Genomic DNA, 17,603 nt, shown 5'->3' on the forward strand with positions numbered 1-17,603 from the left:
CCGGCGGTGGCGGGCGCGTCACGGCGCCGCAGTCGCAGACCGCCGCCGGCGCGGGGACCGTCATCCATGGCGTCCCTCTCCTCCTCGTTCCGCCCTCGTCGGTCGGCAGTTCACGCCGGGGCAACCCCTACTACATGTCGTAGAGGTGAAAGGAGCCGTCGAGGTTCACCAATGGAAGGGAAGAGCTCGGCAAGAACCACGGATCACATCGGGACGGGTCCGTGTCCGTGTCCAGGGTCGGCGCCGGGGAACCGGGCCCGTCCCGGGTGCCGGCCGAGCGCAGTAGCGCGACATTGGTCCAGCTGCTGTCGTCGCGGTCCTCCGGGTGGTACCACTCACGCTCGGCCGGGTCGGTGAACCAACGCTAGGTCGCGCTGCGGGAGTTGCCGGTGTACCGGGTCCGCTCTCCGAGCAGCGCCACCGCGGAAGGCGTCTGCAGCAGCGTCTCGCCCAGCGGGGCCCATGACCTGCGCGGTGATACCGGCCAAGCCGTCCATGACCCGCATCGGTCCGGGACGGACATGCCCAACTCGTAGGTCACGGCGGGCAGTTCGATGTCCAGGACGTCGTGGGGCGGGGCCGCGCGGTCGACGCTCAGCACCAGCGGCTCGCTCCCATCGGGCCAGTCCACCCCGTCCGGCAGCGCGGGAAGCCCATCCGCCCGCGCGGCCGAACGCGCCGTCTCCCGCTGGGACTTGGGCACTTCCTTGCGCTGCACCAGATAGACGCACGGCCGGACCTGAGCCGCCAGCCGGGCGAGGGGTTCGAACCGTCAACTCGCCGACAACTCGGACGCGATGAAGCGCTCGAAGCCCGCGTGGAAGGCCGTGCCGCGTGGGTCGGTCGCGCTGTAGTGGAAGGCGGCCACCCCGCAGCCCCGCGCGTCGAAGGCGACGCCGGTGTACGAGGCCACCCGGGTGCCGTTGACGGCGAGTTCCACCTTGATCCGGCCCGCGCCGGCCGGGGAACAGGTCATCGACATGTCGACCTGCTGCCGGCTCTCCACCTCCAGGCCCATATCCGCGAGGCTGACCTCGACGACCCGGTCGTGCTGGAACGCTCCCTTGAACCTGAACTCGCGCACGATCAGGGCCTCCTGATCCGTCGTCAGATAGGTGGCCCAGCGGGAGCCCTTGCGAAAGTCCCCCGAGCCGTCGCACCACAGCCCGACCCCGCCCTCACCGCCGTACCACTCCGTCTGGGTGCTCAGCCGTACCGCGAACGACGACGGCTCGAAGGGGGCCTGCGGCCACACCTCCAGTTCGGACTTGGGATCCACCAGCATGGTCCCGCCCTTGTGCGTGATCGTCGCCAGGGTCGGGTCCTTGTACGACCAGTCGCCCGAGTCGGTCAAATCATCGGTGTACGTGAGCGGTTGGGGACTCGTGGAGCTCACGGACGACGTGACGGAGGCCGAGCCGTGCGTCTGCGGGCCGCTCTCCGTCGCCGATCCCCCTGAGGTGGTGGTGAGCGCGACGGCGAGCAGCACCGCCGCCGCGGTACTGCCGGCCGCGAACCCCCACAGCCGTAATTGTTTGACGCTTCTGCCAGGGCTGGAGGCGGGGGCGGGGGCGCTGCTTTCGCCTCCGCCGCCAACTCCGGGTGATGGCGTACCCGTCTCCGTGCGCGCGTCTCCCGGCTCCGCCCGCGCACCGTCCGTCGCTGCCGCCGGTTCCGCCGCTGCCGCGAGCCGGGTGACGAGTTGGGCGGCGGTGGGGCGTTCCGCCGGGTCTTTGCGGAGGCAGTCGGCGATGGCCGAACGGACCGGTTCCGGCACCGCGGTGAGATCCGCGTCGCGGGTGCACACGGCGACCAGCACCTCGTAGTCGCTCTCCCCGTCGAAGGGATGTCTGCCCGTGGCGGCGAAGTAGAGCGTGCCGCCGAGGGAGAACACGTCGGTGGCGCTGGTGACCCGGAGCGATTTGACCTGCTCGGGTGACATGTACGCGGGCGAGCCGAGCACACTGCCCGGTGTGGTGAGCGCCGACTCCAGCAACCGGTCGTCGCGCGCGATGCCGAAGTCGATGATGCGCGGCCCGTCCGGGGAGAGCAGGATGTTGGACGGTTTGATGTCCCGGTGCACGACACCCGCCCGGTGCACCTGTGCCAGCGCGTGCGCGACGGCCAGCGCCAGGGACTGCAGCCGCCCCGAGGACAGCGGGCCGCCCGCGGCCACATGCTGGTGGATCGTGGGGCCCGGGACGAACTCGCTGACGATGTAAGGGTGTCGGCCGGAGAGGTCCGCGTCGAGGACCCGGGCCGTGGCCAGCTCACCGACCCAGCTCGCCGCGCCGAACTCCCGGCGCACCCGGGCTAGCGCGACCTCGTCGTACTCCTTGCCCGGCAGCAGGAACTTCACCACGACCTGCTGCCCGGCCCGGTCCCGGGCGAGCCACACCACACCTTGTCCGCCGCGGCCCAACTCGCGCTCGCAGACGTACCCGCCCACCGACAACTGCATACGCGGATCCATGCCCCCGCCCCCCAGCCCTGCCCCCGGCACATGGCTGTCGTTCAGCGTATCGGCTCGCTGGTCACCGAACACCGGGGACAGCCCAGGAATCCGGGGGCGATCCCCAACGGCGACACGGGGGTGGGCGGCGCATGGCGTCGGGCAGAGGTACGGACACCTGCACCGTCATGACGGCCCGCGCTTCAGCCGATGCGTGCTCCCGCGCCGCCGACGCGGACGCGCGGGTCGCCCGCGCGCAGCGTCACCGTGAGTTCGCCGGGGCGGCCCAGGTCCTCGCCCTGACGCAGAGTGAGGACGGTGTCCTCGGGGACCAGGCCGAGTTCACGCGCGTAGGCGCCGAACGCGGCAGCCGCCGCGCCCGTCGCCGGGTCCTCGACGACGCCACCGACGGGGAAGGGGTCACGGACATGGAAGACGGTCGCCGACTCCCGCCACACCAACTGGACCGTGGTCAGGTCCAGACGGTGCATCAGGGCTTCGAGGCGGGCGAAGTCGTAGGCGAGATCAGCGAGTCGGGCGCGCGTCGCCGCCGCGAGCACGAGATGGCGGGCACCGGCGAAGGCGATACGGGGCGGGAAGGCGGGGTCGAGATCGGCTTGCGGCCAGTCGAGCGCGGCGAGCGCCTCGTCGCGGTCGGCGTCGGCGATCTCCTCGATGTGCGGTTCGACGCTGGTGAGCGTGGCCCGGAGGGTCCCGTTCTCCTCGGTGACCTCCACCGGCACGGTGCCCGCGTGCGTCGCGAACACAAACTCTCCCGTTCCTGTCCGCTCGGCCAGCGCGACGGCGGTCGCGACGGTGGCGTGCCCGCAGAACGGCACCTCGGCCTTGGGGCTGAAGTACCGGATGCGGTACGCCCGCCCCTCCGGACCGCCGAGGCCCTCCGGGGGCGCGGACAGGAACGCGGACTCCGAGTATCCGAGTTCGGCGGCGATGGCCAGCATGTCGCTGTCGGCCAGGGCGGTGGCGTCCAGAACGACGCCGGCGGGGTTTCCGCCGGAAGGGTCGCTGGAGAAGGCGGTGTAGCGCAACACCTCGGGCCGGGGCGCGTTCGTCGTCATGCCGGTGGGAACGCGGGGCAGGCTCCCGACCATTCCCGGACACGGACGAGGCCGAGAACGGGAGCTCGCAACAGTCCCGCGCCTGCACGGGCGACCACGGGGAAGGGCTTCGCGCCGACGGCTCACGAGGTGAACCAGCGCATCCAGATGGGCACGTCCGTCCCCGCGTGCCACCGGGCGCTCGCCGCGCGGCGCAGTTCCGGGGTTGTCAGCGCCTCCTCGCGGGTGAGCCAGTCCAGGTACCACTCGCCGAAGGTGGCGGGCTGTCCGTCGTCGTTCAAGAGCGGGTTGAGGCGATCACAGGTCGCACGTCCGTCGAACCACATGGCGCCACGCATGGGTCCGCTGACCACGAGGCGGGTGTAGAAGCCGCAGCCGTCGTCGCAGAGAGGGATTGTCCCGAAGGTCCGCGCGTCCTCGGCGGCGTCGGCCGTCTCCCGCCACGCGTCGTGATCGGCTTGGTAGGCCGCGGCAGAGACGTAGTGCTCCTCCTGTGGTTCGGTCAGCCAATGATCTTCGCTCGCCGCGAGAGCGGTGTCGTGGTCCGGGAACGGAACATGCAGGTTGGCGCGGTCCGCAGGCTGGTCGCCGTCCCAGCGCCGGCCACGCCCGTCGACCCGAAGCGTGCGAACCCGCCCGCCGGCACTGACGCGCAGCAGGTACTGGCGATAGTCGTCGGGGAACACCACGCCGAACTGTTCCTCGGCCCGACGCACCTGAGCCTCACTCAGAACCGGCGGAAGAACGACACCGGCCTGCCGGCTCTGCCGTGCGTAGAGCGCGATTGTCCGCTCCCGGACACCGCTCCAGTTCACAGTCTGCATGCCTGGCAACGTAGCCCGTCGGCCGAGGACCGTTCAGGCGGCCTTCCTCTCAGCCCAGTTGCTCGGCCAGTCCCACGATGATGCCGTCCGGGCCGCGGAGGTAGCAGAGCAGATAGCTGTCCTCGAACCGGGCGATCTCACCGACGAGTTCGCCGCCGTGGGGGCGCAGGCGGGCAACGGTGTCCTCGATGTCGTCGACGGCGAACATGACGCGGTGCGTGCCCAGAATGTTGTGCGGCCGGTTGCGCGGCCCGGCACTGATCACCGCGGGACTGCGGTACTTCGCCAGTTCGAGCCGGCTGTGACCGTCCGGGGTCCGGACCATCGCGATGTCACAACGGACGCCGTCGAGTCCGGTGCACTGGTCGGCGACGAGGCCCTCGACCTGCCCCCTGCCCTCCAGCTCCATACCGAGTTCCACGAAGAACGCGATGGCGGCATCCATGTCCTCGACGACGATGCCGACGTTGTCCATCCGCTGAATCGCCATGCGGGCTTCTCCTTCTCCTGGTGCGGCCGGTGGCCGCCGCTGATGTCCCTGGGACGGAGCCGATGGCACGTTCTCGACATCCGCAGACCGCCGACCCCAGCGACTGCCCCCGTTTACGCGGTGGGGGTCAGGCCGGGCCGTGGGCGTCCCGCGCGGAGGCCTCGAACGCCTCGGGGCCCTGCTCCGCCGCCGCCGGGTCCATCCACATGACCTGCCAGCCGTGGCCGTCGAGGTCGTAGAAGCTGCGTGAGTACATGAAGCCGTAGTCCTCGGCGCCGTCCACCTCGGTACCGCCCGCCGCGAGTGCGTCGGCGCTGACGGTGTCGACCTCGTCGCGGGATGACACGCTGAAGCAGTAGAGCGCCAGCGTGTGCGTGGTGGGATCGGCCATCGGCAGTTTCGCGAACTCCGCGAACTTCTCGCGGCTGAGCAGCATGACGAAGGCCTGCTCGCCGACCAGCATGCAGGCGGCGGTCTCGTCGGTGAACTTCGGGTTGAAGCTGAACCCGAGCTTGGCGAAGAACGCCTTGCTGCGCTCAAGGTCCGCCACGGGGATGTTCAGGAACAGCATGCGGCCGGGGTGTGCGGGAGTGGTCATGGCGGGTCTCCGGTCAGTGGCTCGATGGTGTACGTCCTTGTAGACCGGCCCGGCCGGCGGAACTCATCGGTGAATCACGGCCCACATCCGACACACGTCAGCCGTCCCCCTCAGGTGGTGACGGCCTGGAGCCTCGCGTCGTGGGTGTCGATCGCTTCCCGGGTGGAGGGCACGGTGGGTTCGCCGCCGTCCGTGACGCTGTTCCGGGCGAACTCGACGTAGGGGCGCTGGCGTTGCTCGTAGCGCTCGAACGCCACCGTGTGATCACCGGACCGCGTCGAGCAGCTGCGGGATCTTCCACTCGGCGTGTCCCGCGAAGGCGTCCAGGAGGATCCTCTTCTGGGCATCGAGGTCGCGGTGGTCGTGGTCGAGGGGCCCGGAGCGGAAGAGGAACACCGCGAACGCCCTGTTCCTGCAGCGGGCGATGCTCGCCAGGTGGCCGGGGTAGTCGTACAGGTGGCTGGTCCGGTCGGCTCGGGCTTCGGCGGGCAGGTTGAAGTGCACAGGACGAGCGTCTACCGCAACTGGCCCGACCGCGAGGATCTCGTGAACGCGGCACTGCTCCGGTACGCGGGCTCGGCGGAGCTGGAAGACACCGGAGACCTGCGCCACGATCTGGTCGACTATCTGTCGGCGCCGGCCGGGCTGTTGTCCACGACGACCGGCCGTGCCGTGCAGCGCGCCGTCCAGTCCGCGCGGGAGAACCCCGAGGTCGCCCAGCTGGTCAATCAGATCTTCGAGCGGCGTCTGGCCGGCCTTCAGCAGGTCGTGGACCATGCCGTGGCGCGCGGTGAACTGCCCCCGGTCGACGGCTACTTCCTCGCGGAAATGCTGACCGGTCCGGTGCACCTGTACGTCAGCCGCGGCCTGCACCCCTTCACCCGCGCCTAGGCGGAAAGGATCACGGACGTGGTCCTGGCCGGAGTGCGGCACACGGCCTGACAGCACCGCCGCCGACAGCATGCGGCCGGGTCGTGCTGCCGGGATCCGGGTGCCCGATCGACGCTCGTCGGTCAGGCACCCGGGCTGTGCGAAGGGACGATCACTTCTTGACGACGGACTCCACCCAGCTGATGAAGTTCGCCGTCGCGCCACCGGTGCGCTCGGCCATGGTGTGTCCCAAGGCCCACACCGTGGCAAAGTCGACGTCGCGGATGCCGTAGTTCCGCAGGGCCAACTGGAGGTTGATCTCGGTCGAGTTGGCCGTGTCGCCCTGCATGATGCCGGTGCGGATGCGCCAGTGGCGTGCCACCTGCGACTGGCGGTAACCGGCGAAGGCCGGCGAGAGGAAGTACAGCGGGTTGTACGCGTCGCCCCGCCAGGCCATGTCCTTGCCTACGCTGTCCTTCTTCGCGAAGTCGCTGTCGTACGCCGAGACGCCGTAGTCGGTGTTCCAGTCGGAGTACGTGGCGTACGTCGTCTCGTTCGCCTTGATGACGTCACGGGTGAGCGGCGCGAAGTGCGACGGGACGCCCAGCCCCATCGCGAAGACGCTGTTCTCGCCCTGCCCGCGGGAGTACCCGTCGAACGCGCCGACCGGCTTGTTCCCGGTCTTCTGGCTGTTGACGAAGCCTTCGAGGCCGGACACCGTGGCGGTGTTGGTCGTGGCGTCGTAGGTGACCCAGGTGCTGCTGGTGTTGAGGTAGGCGATGTAGTCGGCGACCGTCTCGTACGTGGTCGAGGTCCCCGTCTGGCCCGATCCGGGCGGGCCGCCCTGGGTCGTGATGGTGTACGGGAAGGTGTTGTCCGACAGGAAGTGGTTCAGCGAGGTGGTGATCACCTCGATCAGGTGGTCGTAGTAGCTGCCGGCCAGGTAGGTGCCGCTGCTGGACTCGGTCAGCTCAAGGCGCCTGCCGTGCTCGTCGCGCAACCCCAGGCGGTTGAGGTACTTGGGCCAGGCCTTCGCGAGGTCCGCCGAGTAGGCGCTGCTCCACGTGCCGGACGCGCGCGTGCCGGTCGAGGCGAACTGGCCCATGTTCCACTCGTAGGACAGGTTGGCCTCGGCGAGGTTGGTGATCGGGCACCAGGCCATGACGCCGGCGACCGCGTCGCTCAGCGGCCGGCCCTTGGCGTCCTCCATCGCCGCACCGATCGTGCGCAGGTACGGCTCGTACAGGGGGCTGTCACCGGACGTGCCCGCCACGGTGTCCTGGGCGCCGCCGCCGCTCATGCCGAACAGGACGATGTCGTCCGTGCTGCCGGGCAGGACGCTCCGGTTGTACCGGAGGAACCGGACCGCGGCCTTGAGGTCGGTCACGCCCCAGGGGGCGGCGTCGGAGCGGGTGCTGGTCGAGCTGTCCCGGCCGCGCAGGCCCGGCCAGACGTAGACGAGCCCGGCCTCCAGGTACTCCGACACGCTGGTGTAGCTGTAGGACGTGGCCGGTGCCTGCTGGGCGTAGCCGGGGGTGTTGACCGGGATCACGATCGGCGCCGTGCGTCCCGAGTACGTGCCGACGGTGCCCTTCGGGTTGGCCGTCGCGGTGTACGTGGTCCCGTCGCTGTTCGCGGTGGCCGTCAGGTAGGCGCCCGGCACGTAGATCGACAGGTTCTCGTAGTCCGTCGAGGCCGGGTTGGCGACGTACACCTTCCCGATCTGGTAGTAAACGTCGTTGGTCGCGTCGTACGACCAGGCGGTGGAATCGAACTCCAGCGAGTACGCCGAGGACGTGCTCAGCGAACTGCCCGATGACGAGGTGTCGGCGAAAGCCGTGCCTGCCGTGCCCTCGGCGACTCCGAACGCGGCCATGGCTGCGACGCCCGTGGCGCTCCGGATCACAGTTCTGCGGTTGACGTCCACCCGTAGACCTCCTTGTACAGCGGAATGCGTGGTCACAGCCGTACGTGCCCACCGTCTTGGCGGCATCGCGGGCAGGTCGGGCTGTGCGGCTCGGTCGCGTCCCAGACTGTCGGTCCAGAGCCAGGATTGTTAACAATTTCGATGATAATTTTGTTAGAAGTCGCCTGGCGGGATGTCTGTCCGGTGCGCCACATGGGGGCGCATCATCCAGAGCCTCCACAAAGCGGGGCGCGGCTCAGGCGAGCACGCCCCCAAGGGCGTGGCGCCGTTCCCGGCCGAACTCGTCAGCTCGCGGTTCTCCCTGGCCACCTGGACTGCCTTTTGAGAATGTGACCGGTGGGGTGCTATTTAGTGGTGTCGGCCTTCGGGGAAACGCGCCTCACGTGACTGGCAGTGCAACTTGTGTGCTCTCCTCGGCGGGCCGGCGATGAGATGCGAGACGGGGGACAGAGACGTGGACGAGACGGGATTCGACAGTCGGCTGAGGTCGGCGGTCCGGGCGGGGGACGCTCAGGCGGTGCGGGATCTGGTGGATAAGGGCGCGGATCCGGACGCGGTGGACGCGGACGGGCTGCCGGTGCTGTGCGGGGCCGTGGCGGTTTACGACGCTCCGGTGGCCGAGGCGTTGGTGGAGGGCGGTGCGGATCCTGACCGGGTGTTGCCGGACGGGACCACGCCACTGTGGCGCGCCGTCGACGGTGGCTCTCCGGCGGTTTTCTCGGCGGTGCTGGGCAAGGAGCCCCGGCTGCGCCTTTCGGAAGCCGCCCGTGAAGGGCTGCTCGCCCTGGCCCGGGACTGGTACGAGACGGGCGCGGTAGAGGAACTGCGGCGCAGGACGGGCGCATCGGGTCCGGCCGCGACGGTCCGAGTTCAGGACGGCGAGTACGAGTGGGTCGATCAGGTCACGCTCGGCGGCCTCGTCGTGCGGGCTGGGCACGGCGCCGTTCTGACCGCGTTGGAGTGGGCCTTCCGTGTTCTGACCCCCGTCGACGAACTGATCGCCCGCGCTATGCGGCAGCCGGACGAGGAGCATGTGGACTGGTCCACGGTCTGCTGGATCCTCAGCCAGCGCCGCAGCTTCGAGACCTGGTCCGCGGTGGTGGCCCAGCGTCACGACCCGGACCGGGCGCATCGCCGGTTCGTAGTGGATTACCTGTGGACGCGGGGGCTTCTCGACACCAGTCCCTACTACGAGAAGAAGGAGGGCGAACTCCTGGCCGCGTGGGCGGCGGAGGAAACGGACGGCGAGATGCTCGCAAAGGTGCTCGACGCCTTCACCAACCGCGACCATCCGGGCCAGGAGGCCATCGGCCTTCGCCACGCCGACCATCCCGACCCGCGCGTACGCCGCGAAGTACCCTATGCCCTCTGCACGGAATACCTTCCCCGCACACCCGCGGCCAGGGCCGCCCTGCGCACCCTGCTGCGCGACCCGGACGCCGGAGTGCGGCTCAAGGCATGCGAGGCGAGCATGCGGGACGGCGACCTTCTCCCGGAGATCACCCGGGCGCTGCTGTCGCTGGCCGAGTCACCGGATGCCGATGTGCGGGGTGAGGCCGCGGTGGCACTGGCCGGTTCCCCGGACCGTACGCCCGCCGTCGCCGACGCCCTGGCCGTATTGCTCGGCGAGGACAACCACCTCGTTCGTCTGGAGGCCGCCTACGGTCTCGCCGTGCGGGACGACCCGCGTACCGCGGAGGCGATCGAGCGGGTGGGGCCACTCGGTGACGGCTTCGTAGACGACCATCGGGCCGACGCGCTCTGGCGGTGGAGGTGGCGGAAGGAGGACTCGGTTGCCGAGTGACGACGGATCACCGTGAGCGCCCGCCGCCGGCCGCTCGGAGAACCGGGGCCTCCCAGGGCTCTGCGACGGTTCCGTCGGGGCTCCAGCCAAACCGCCACAGCCGTGTTCTCTCCTCCTTGCGGGCGGTCTGTTCCAGGAGGTTGCCGACTCTCCACAAGGCACGCGTGTCTCCGACCTCAGCGGAAAGCTGGTACCAGACGATCGCCTCGTCAACCCGTCCGACGCTCAGGAGAATGGAGACTCCGGGCCTCACGGCTCGGATGTCTCCCGCCTCGACGCGCTCCCACAGCCAGGTCAGCGCCTCATCGGAGCGGCCCACGTTCTGGAGAAGGGCGGCGGAGTGCCGTAGGGCGTAGATGTTCCCCGCCTCGGCGGCGCGCTGATAGGTGGTGATGGCCTCATGCGCCCGCCCTGCTCGCTCCAGGATCTCCGCGGCGTGCAGGAGTACGGAACCGTCCCTCGCTCCGGCCCGGGCCAACAGCAAGGACGCCGCCTCGTCCGGCCGCCCCAGTTTCTCCAGCGCCTGGGCGGCCTGCCGGAGAGCCAGGGGGGCGTCTGTCACAGCGAACCCTCGCAGCCAGGTGAGGGCCTCGTCACGGCGGCCCGTCTCCGCCATGAGGTCGGCCACCTCGGAGATGGCGTAGGCGTCTCCGCTCTCCACCGCATGCCGATACCAGACAATGGCCTGGTCCGGCTGCCCGTCCCGCTTCAGGAGGTTGGCGATCGTCCGCCGCAGGGCTGGGCTGCCGTCTGCTTCGGCAAGGTGTTGGTAGCGGGAAACCGCTTCCTCGATCCGCCCCTCGGACTCCATGGCTTCAGCGGTTGCTCGTACCGCGTTCTGGTTGTCGGGGTGAGGACGGGATCGGTGGAGTTCCTTGCCCGGCTCGGCTCGCGCCGGCTTCGCCGACCTGCCCACCAGTCTTTCCACGAGCCGTAGAGCAGCGGGTTGACCAGCCCGGGCGCGGCTGTGCAACCAGGTGATCGCCTCGTCGTTCCGGCCCGCGTTCTCCAGCATGTTGGCCGCTCGCCACAGGGCATCCACGTCACCCGTCTCCGCCCGGGCTCGCAGGCAGGCGATGGCCTCGGCGTCGCGCCCGGCCTTCTCCAGTACCTCGTCCAGGCGGATGACAGCGGCGGAGTCTCCGGATCGCACGCGAACACGCAACCAGGCAGTGGCTTCTTCAGTTCGCCCCGCCCTCTCCAGAAGGTCGACGGCACGCCAAAGAGCATGGTTGTCGTCGTTCTCGGCGGCCGCTTTGTAATAGGTGACCGCTTCATCCTCCCGGCCCGCTCTTTCCAACGCTTCGGCCACTTGTGGGAGCGCCGAAGGATCACCCGCCTCCGCCCGGGTCCGCCCGGGTCCGCAGCCAGCGGATCGCTTCCTCTCCTCGGCCGATCGCTTCCATGAGTCCCGCGGCCCGGCGAAGGGCGGAGGGCGCGCCGGCCTCTGCGGCGCGCTGATACCAGGTGATCGCCTCCTCGTAGCGTTCGGCCTTCCGCAGCAACCGGGCCCCCAAGCACAGGGCGGTACTGTCGCCCGCGGGCACGGCGTTGGCGTAGAGGCGCATGGCGACCTTGAGGAAGCCGCGGGTCTGGGCCGCCTGGGCAATCCTGGTGACGTCGACGGGCCGGGCGTGCTCGATGAGGGCGTTCCACAGTGCCGTCGGTGCTCGCGTGACCCTGCGTGTCCTGCGCCCGTACTGCTCCAGATAATCCGCGAGTCGGTACGCGGGCTCCGCGGCGGGGGGCTCGGTGGAACGCGGGCGCACCCGGACGAGCGGGCCGGGCGTGCCACCGCACGGGGAGGTGCAGTAGGCCAAACCCTGCTCGAACCAGTCCGCAGGAAGCAGGTCCCACTGCGGTTCGTTGAGATAGCCCTCGACGGCCGCGGCCAGCAGGGAGTGCGGCAGGACACGGCCGTGCCCGACCCGACGGGCGTCCATGGCCGCTTCGATCAACGCCCTCGCGGCGTCGGGAGCAGCCCGGTAACGCCGCAGCAGAGCCGGACCGCCGGCCAGGTACTGGGTGATCTGTCCGTGCTCCGCGTACTGGACAGCGGACGCCAGCCGAGGGTCACTCGCCGCGGCACCCCGTGTGACGGCCAGTTCCCTGCTTGTGAACGACGGGGGAACCGGTACCTCGTGGCCCTCGCACAGCGCACGGGCCTGTGCGTGCGGATCGGGTTCGCCCGGCGGCGGAGTGACGGCGATCCTGGCCCAGTACTCCGGCCAGATCGTCGCCAGTACGAGTACCGGCGCGCGCCGCGGTTCTCGCAGTAGTTCGCGCAGGCCCGCGGTGATCCGCTCGCCGGGGTCGCTCGGTGAGGTCAGCAGGTAGTGCTGGGCCTCATTGAGCCACACCACCGTGTGCGCCCCGACACGCCCCAGGTCCGCGAGAGCCGCCTCGGGGCGTCCCGGATCGATGGGGTGCCACAACCGCCAGTTGTCCGGCAGCAGTTGGACTGCCTCCCAGCACGCCCGTGTCTTCCCCGTGGACGATCCACCGACAAGGATCGCCATGCGACTCGTGCCGGCGATCACCTCGTCCACGATGCGACGCAGTGTCCGGTCGTGGTCACGTGACACGTACACCGTCAGCACGGGCAGCGAGGGCTGAAGGCCGGTCGGCGGGATGTCGATGGCCTGGTGCACCTCCAGGGCGAACGGATCCGTGTACTCACGTACCGCTCGCCCCACCCGCCCTCTTTCCCGCTCCTCGCGTCGCGGGTCCGGCAACTGCGGTAACTCGGGTGAATTCTCGGGACCGACGTCATCCGGTGGATCCGGTGGTGATGCCAAACCGACTCCCTCATGGAAAAGGCGCCCCGAACTCATCCCCAAATGGCATGGCGGATATGCCGGTTGACGCCATGCGTGTCGAGCGAGCCCGCAACGGGGACATTCGAGCCGTGAGCGACTGGACGACGGCACTTGTGGCAGCCGCCGCTGCCCTGAGCGGCAGCGCGGTCACCGGGTATTTCGGTGTCCTGGCGGCCCGCCGACAGGCCGACGCCGCGAGGGAGGGAGCCCAGCGGCAGGCGGACGCGGCTTGGAACGCCGCTCTACGGCAGGCCGACGTGGCCTGGAACTCGGTACTGAAACAGGCCGAGGCCCAACTGGAGGTGATGCGCGAGACGTTGCGCGCACAAGCCGCCGCCGCGCAGCGCGGGGTTCGCCGAACCGCGTACGTGGGTTTCCTCGGCCGGACCGACCAAGCCCGTCGAGCTGTCCTGGCGTGGGCGGCGACCCCCACCTCGACCGCCTTGCGCGATGTCCGCGACGCCGCTCTGCTCGCCGTCGACGAAGCGCTGAACGTCCTGCGGCTGGAAGGCCCCGACGAGGTCATCGCGGAGGCCGAGGCCATTGCGTCGGCGCTACCCGATCCCAGCCAGGCGTACCAGTGCGCCCACGCCGACTTCCTCGCTCGCGCACGGAGCGAGTTGAGTCCGGATCCGTAGCGGCCGACAGCGACGCCGACGGGCTCAAGGGCAAGCTGCCCCACCACGCGTCGAGCCCGACACGACCTTCCCCCCGGGTGTCCCCCACGCCTTCTCCACGAACCGCTTCGCGCACGCCTTCCGCGCCCAACTCACCGCCTTCACCGAGGTCGTCCACGGCGATCGTCCTTCCGCCCCCACCCTCACGGACGCGGCCGAATCAAACCGGGCCGCCGAAGCCGCCACAATCTCTCTCCGCGATCACCACCCCGTCCACATCAAGGAAGTGCGACGGTGACGGGCGGAGACAGGAATCACACAGGCGAAGGAGCCCCTCCCGGTCGCGGAGGCCGTATCGGAGCCTTCCTGCCCCCGCAGGCGCATGGGCCACATCCCCCTGCCCGGCAGTACTCCCCACCTGACGTCAACGACCGCCGAAAGCCCCCCACCCGCTCCCCCGCACTCGAAAGGCGCCACACGTGAGCGCTCCCGCCCTTTGTGGAATCCCCGTGCGTCATCTCGCGACAGCCCTGACCGCCTCCGTGTCCGCGCTGGCACTCACCGCGTGCGGTGTCATCGACGGAGTCGGCGGAAGCGACAGCTCCGCATCCCCCAAGAAGGGCGACGACATCACGGTGGGACTGCTCCTGCCCGACAAGGACACCGCGCGCTTCGAGGCCTTCGACCACCCCGTCATCACGAAGGAGGTCGCCGCCCTCACACACGGCAAGGGCAAGGTCGTCTACGCCAACGCCGAGGCGAGCCAGGACAAGCAGAGCCGGCAGTTCCAGCAGATGGTGGACCAGAAGGTCGACGTCATCCTGGTGGACGCGCTGGACGCCAAGGCCATCGCGCCGGACGTACAGAAGGCGAAGGACGCCGGCATCCCCGTCATCGCCTACGACCGGCTCGCAGAGGGCCCGATCGACGCGTACGTCTCGCACGACAACGAACTCGTCGGCGAGATCCAGGCCCGCGCCATCATCACGGCGCTCGGCAGCAAGGCGGCATCCCGCAAGATCGTCATGATCAACGGCGACCCCGCGGACACGAACTACGCGAAGTTCAAGGAGGGGGCCCTCGGCGAACTGCAGAACAACGTCCGGATAGCCAAGGAATACGACACCGCCAAATGGTCCCCGGCAGTTGCCGAGGCGAACATGAAGAAGGCGATCAAGGCCGTCGGCCTCGACAACATCGCCGCCGTCTACGCGGCCAACGACGGCCTGGCGGGCGCCGTCATCAAGGCGCTGAAGGACGCGGGCGCCACCAAGATCCCGCCGGTGACCGGCCAGGACGCGAACCTGGACGCGGTGCAGCGGATCATCTCGGGCGAGCAGTACATGACGGCGTACAAGCCGTTCCCTGAAGAGGCCACCCGCGCCGCGGAGATGGCGGTGTACAAGGTCCAGGGCCGCGACATCCAGTTCGACTCGCTCACCCGCGACACGGCCGACAGCCCCACCGAGAAGAAGATCCCCACGATGCTGGTGCCGGTGATCTCCCTCACGAAGGACAACATCAAGGACACGGTGATCGCGGACGGCATCTACACCGTCAAGGAAATCTGCACCGCGAAGTACGCGGCGGCCTGCGCCACGATCGGTCTGAAGTAGCAGCCACCGACCGACCGCCGCAGGGGACGGCCGACAGGGGAACGGCGGACGAGTTCCGCGGTTCCCTCAGGCGGTCTCTCCGCCGCGACTCCGACGTCGAAGCGTCCAAGTGCCCCTCCCATCAGCGGAGTCGGCGCCTGGACTGCGACGCCGGAGGACTTCCGAATCAGACTCCACGGTGTCTCCTGTCGGGCGACGTCCTACGACGTTCACCGGAAGGGACTCGCGCCCCGACCGGAACCCGCCGCGGCAGAAGGCATCCTCGGCCAAGCCCGCACGGACCACGTCGGGCCGACCTGTGACCGGCCCCCGGCAGCCGCTGCTGAACACAACGGGTAACACCAGGAACCTGAGCGTGACTCCGGCTTCATCTTCGCCGGCTGGGTCGTCCGCATCCCCGCCATCAGCCCGTACACCACTTGCCGGGACGCAAGCCCGAGCAGCCCTCCGGTGGAACGGAAGTGAGGGAAACCCTGAACGGACGCCACAGCTCGGATAGCCTCGTCAATCCTTGGGGCCGAACTGACGTACGGCGCACATCACTTCGGGGGATCCGTGTCAGAACAGCGCCCGCGGCCACCAGACCTGGCGACGAACGAGGCCACCGCGCTGCGGCAGACCGGTGCCTCGCCCCTGCGCCTCGGCGACCCGGATCGCATCGGTCCCCATGTGCCGCTGGCCCTGCTCGGCAGCGGCGGTATGGGGCGGGTCTACCTCGCACGTCCCGCGGACGGCGGCCCCGGTCTGGCCGCGGTGAAGGTGATCAGGCCGGAGTACGCGGACGATCCCGGCTTCCGGCGCCGGTTCGAGCGTGAGGCGTCGGTGCACGAACGTGTCAGCACGTCGCACACACCGAGACTCTGCGGCACGGGCTTCCAAGACGAGTTGCTGTGGATGGCCACCGAGTACCTGCCGGCGCTCGATCTGGCGCATGCCGTACGTGAGCACGGCGCCCTGGAGACGGCCGCGGTATGGCGTCTGGTGGCGGAGCTGGGGCAGGCGCTGGCCGACCTCGCCGCCGCGGGGATCGTGCACCGGGATCTCAAACCGTCCAACGTGCTGTTGTCCGTCGGGGGCGCGCATGTGATCGACTTCGGCATCTCGAAGGCCATGGACGCCAGCACGATCACCGGCACCGGCATACGGGTGGGAACTCCGGCCTACATGTCGCCGGAACACTTGAGGACCGGCAGATCCGACACGGCGTCGGACGTGTTCTCACTCGCCGGGACGCTGGTGTACGCGGCGGCGGGGCGTGCCCCGTTCGGCGACGGTACGGGGGTCGACGTGATGCACCGGGTGGCGTTCGAGGAGCCGGACGCTGAGCTGATCGCCGAGATCTCGGCGGCGGACGCGGCGCTCGGCTCGCTGCTGACCGCCTGCCTGGCCAAGGAGCCCGAACGGCGCCCCACAGGGCAGGACTTGATCGACACGGCCGGAGAGCGACCCGGAACGACCGGGTGGCCCGAACCACTGGCCGGCCAACTGCTGGCCCGGCAGCGGGCGTACGAGGTGCTGTACCGCCTCCCCGTCGCATCGCAGGCCCGATTACGGCCTCAGGACGAACGCCCGATGGCGCTGCCGCCGGCACCGGCACCGGCACCGGCCGGGCAGGACGGCCGACCTGGTCCGCCCGTTATCGAACCACCGGTGGTGGCCGCCGACGCTGCCTCCGGCACACCAGCGGCACGCTCCCAGGAGAGCAAAGTCCGCACCTGGGCACGGAAGAAGTCGGTACGGGCCGTCGCCGCGGGCATCGCCGTCTGCGCGGTGGCCGCGGGGGTCTTCGTGCTCAGTCACCACGACGCCCCGCCCGCCGCCTCCGCCCCGGGGTCCGCTACGACGACCGGCCGCACCGTGCCCGGCGACACCGCCTTCTCGTCGACGCCCGGGGCCTCGGACCCGAGGGCTGCCTCCGGCAAGAACGCCGACGGAGCCGCGAACCCGAACGGCGCGGCCACGCACCCCGAGGACTCCGGCTCCGCCGCACCGGCGGCGCACGGCACTCCCTCCGCGCCCGATGCCGATCCCAGCGCCTCGGCCGACGCGACTCCCTCCGCGTCCCCGAGCAGTCCGTCCACCACCGGGCCCGCGACCCCGGCCTGGATCTCGGACTGCACGTACTACCGCGGCAACGGACGCACGCGCCTGGGAGACAGCGGCAAACGTGTGCTGCAGGTGCAGTGCATGCTGACGAAGCGCGGATACGGCGTCGGGAGCGCAGGCGTGGACGGCGACTTCGGTGCCGGAACCGAGTCGGCGGTGCGTAGCTTCCAGAGCGACAAGCTGCTCGACGCCGACGGCATCGTAGGCCGCGAGACCTGGCTCGCCCTGCGCAGCACCGAGTGACGCACCTGCCTCACTCGCGACCACCGCGGCGGCGACACGTCGAACAGAACATGAGGCTGCTTCCTCCGACCACACTCCGCCGGCCGCCCGCGCTGCTGCCGGTTGCCGTCCTGCCGGCGGTCGGCGGTCGGCGGTCGGCGGTCGGCGGTCGGCGGTCG

General features: G+C 69.9%; 16 protein-coding genes. 5 read left to right on the top strand and 11 right to left on the bottom strand.

Translation table 11 applies throughout. From position 1 onward, the window contains the following. Window positions 1-364: 364 nt before the first annotated feature. The 8 genes from R6V09_RS23770 to R6V09_RS23805 form a co-directional block, all read right to left on the bottom strand. Window positions 365-718, bottom strand: a complete 354-nt coding sequence (locus R6V09_RS23770) for a hypothetical protein (protein WP_317883459.1) — start codon at window positions 716-718, stop codon at window positions 365-367. A gap of 54 nt (window positions 719-772) precedes the next feature. Then, on the bottom strand, window positions 773-2,473 hold the full coding sequence (locus tag R6V09_RS23775; RefSeq protein ID WP_317883460.1) for a serine/threonine-protein kinase: 1,701 nt from the start codon (window positions 2,471-2,473) through the stop codon (window positions 773-775). A 182-nt stretch (window positions 2,474-2,655) separates the two neighbouring features. Next, entirely contained in the window at window positions 2,656-3,531 is an 876-nt protein-coding gene (locus R6V09_RS23780; protein WP_317883461.1) for a PhzF family phenazine biosynthesis protein, read from the bottom strand. 122 nt (window positions 3,532-3,653) lie between these two features. Continuing rightward, window positions 3,654-4,355 (bottom strand): SMI1/KNR4 family protein, encoded by a 702-nt coding sequence (locus R6V09_RS23785; protein WP_317883462.1) that lies wholly within the window; start codon window positions 4,353-4,355, stop codon window positions 3,654-3,656. 49 nt (window positions 4,356-4,404) lie between these two features. Continuing rightward, window positions 4,405-4,845, bottom strand: a complete 441-nt coding sequence (locus R6V09_RS23790) for a VOC family protein (RefSeq protein ID WP_317883463.1) — start codon at window positions 4,843-4,845, stop codon at window positions 4,405-4,407. 127 nt (window positions 4,846-4,972) lie between these two features. Then, entirely contained in the window at window positions 4,973-5,443 is a 471-nt protein-coding gene (locus R6V09_RS23795; RefSeq protein WP_317883464.1) for a VOC family protein, read from the bottom strand. Window positions 5,444-5,553: 110 nt separating this feature from the next. Continuing rightward, window positions 5,554-5,700 (bottom strand): hypothetical protein, encoded by a 147-nt coding sequence (locus tag R6V09_RS23800; protein ID WP_317883465.1) that lies wholly within the window; start codon window positions 5,698-5,700, stop codon window positions 5,554-5,556. Window positions 5,701-5,707: 7 nt separating this feature from the next. Beyond that, a complete protein-coding gene (locus R6V09_RS23805) occupies window positions 5,708-5,947 on the bottom strand; it encodes a hypothetical protein (protein WP_317883466.1) in 240 nt (79 codons plus the stop codon). On the opposite strand from R6V09_RS23805, the gene R6V09_RS23810 reads away from it, so the two are divergent. After that, on the top strand, window positions 5,942-6,334 hold the full coding sequence (locus tag R6V09_RS23810; RefSeq protein WP_317883467.1) for a TetR-like C-terminal domain-containing protein: 393 nt from the start codon (window positions 5,942-5,944) through the stop codon (window positions 6,332-6,334). The two genes, R6V09_RS23805 and R6V09_RS23810, sit on opposite strands and share 6 nt — an antisense overlap. A 151-nt stretch (window positions 6,335-6,485) precedes the next feature. Here R6V09_RS23810 and R6V09_RS23815 read toward each other — a convergent pair whose 3' ends face one another. Continuing rightward, complete coding sequence (locus tag R6V09_RS23815) at window positions 6,486-8,240, bottom strand: esterase (protein ID WP_317883468.1); 1,755 nt, start codon at window positions 8,238-8,240, stop codon at window positions 6,486-6,488. Between the two features lie 454 nt (window positions 8,241-8,694). Between R6V09_RS23815 and R6V09_RS23820 the strand changes: the two genes are divergently transcribed. Continuing rightward, window positions 8,695-10,044: a HEAT repeat domain-containing protein gene (locus tag R6V09_RS23820; protein ID WP_317883469.1), complete on the top strand. Its 1,350-nt coding sequence runs from the start codon at window positions 8,695-8,697 to the stop codon at window positions 10,042-10,044. 7 nt (window positions 10,045-10,051) lie between these two features. Here R6V09_RS23820 and R6V09_RS23825 read toward each other — a convergent pair whose 3' ends face one another. Both R6V09_RS23825 and R6V09_RS23830 read right to left on the bottom strand, forming a co-directional pair. Then, complete coding sequence (locus tag R6V09_RS23825) at window positions 10,052-11,197, bottom strand: tetratricopeptide repeat protein (protein ID WP_317883470.1); 1,146 nt, start codon at window positions 11,195-11,197, stop codon at window positions 10,052-10,054. 178 nt (window positions 11,198-11,375) lie between these two features. Next, window positions 11,376-12,740 (bottom strand): tetratricopeptide repeat protein, encoded by a 1,365-nt coding sequence (locus tag R6V09_RS23830; protein WP_317883471.1) that lies wholly within the window; start codon window positions 12,738-12,740, stop codon window positions 11,376-11,378. A gap of 212 nt (window positions 12,741-12,952) precedes the next feature. On the opposite strand from R6V09_RS23830, the gene R6V09_RS23835 reads away from it, so the two are divergent. The 3 genes from R6V09_RS23835 (at window position 12,953) to R6V09_RS23845 (ending at window position 17,445) form a co-directional block, all read left to right on the top strand. Then, a complete protein-coding gene (locus R6V09_RS23835) occupies window positions 12,953-13,501 on the top strand; it encodes a hypothetical protein (RefSeq protein ID WP_317883472.1) in 549 nt (182 codons plus the stop codon). A gap of 488 nt (window positions 13,502-13,989) precedes the next feature. Continuing rightward, entirely contained in the window at window positions 13,990-15,096 is a 1,107-nt protein-coding gene (locus tag R6V09_RS23840; protein ID WP_317883473.1) for a sugar ABC transporter substrate-binding protein, read from the top strand. 555 nt (window positions 15,097-15,651) lie between these two features. Beyond that, the gene (locus tag R6V09_RS23845) at window positions 15,652-17,445 is read left to right on the top strand and encodes a protein kinase domain-containing protein (protein ID WP_317883474.1); all 1,794 of its coding nucleotides are present in this window, start codon (window positions 15,652-15,654) and stop codon (window positions 17,443-17,445) included. Window positions 17,446-17,603 lie beyond the last annotated feature (158 nt).

Source organism: Streptomyces sp. W16, from assembly GCF_033194735.1.
In the GTDB taxonomy this organism is placed as follows: Bacteria; Actinomycetota; Actinomycetes; order Streptomycetales; family Streptomycetaceae; genus Streptomyces.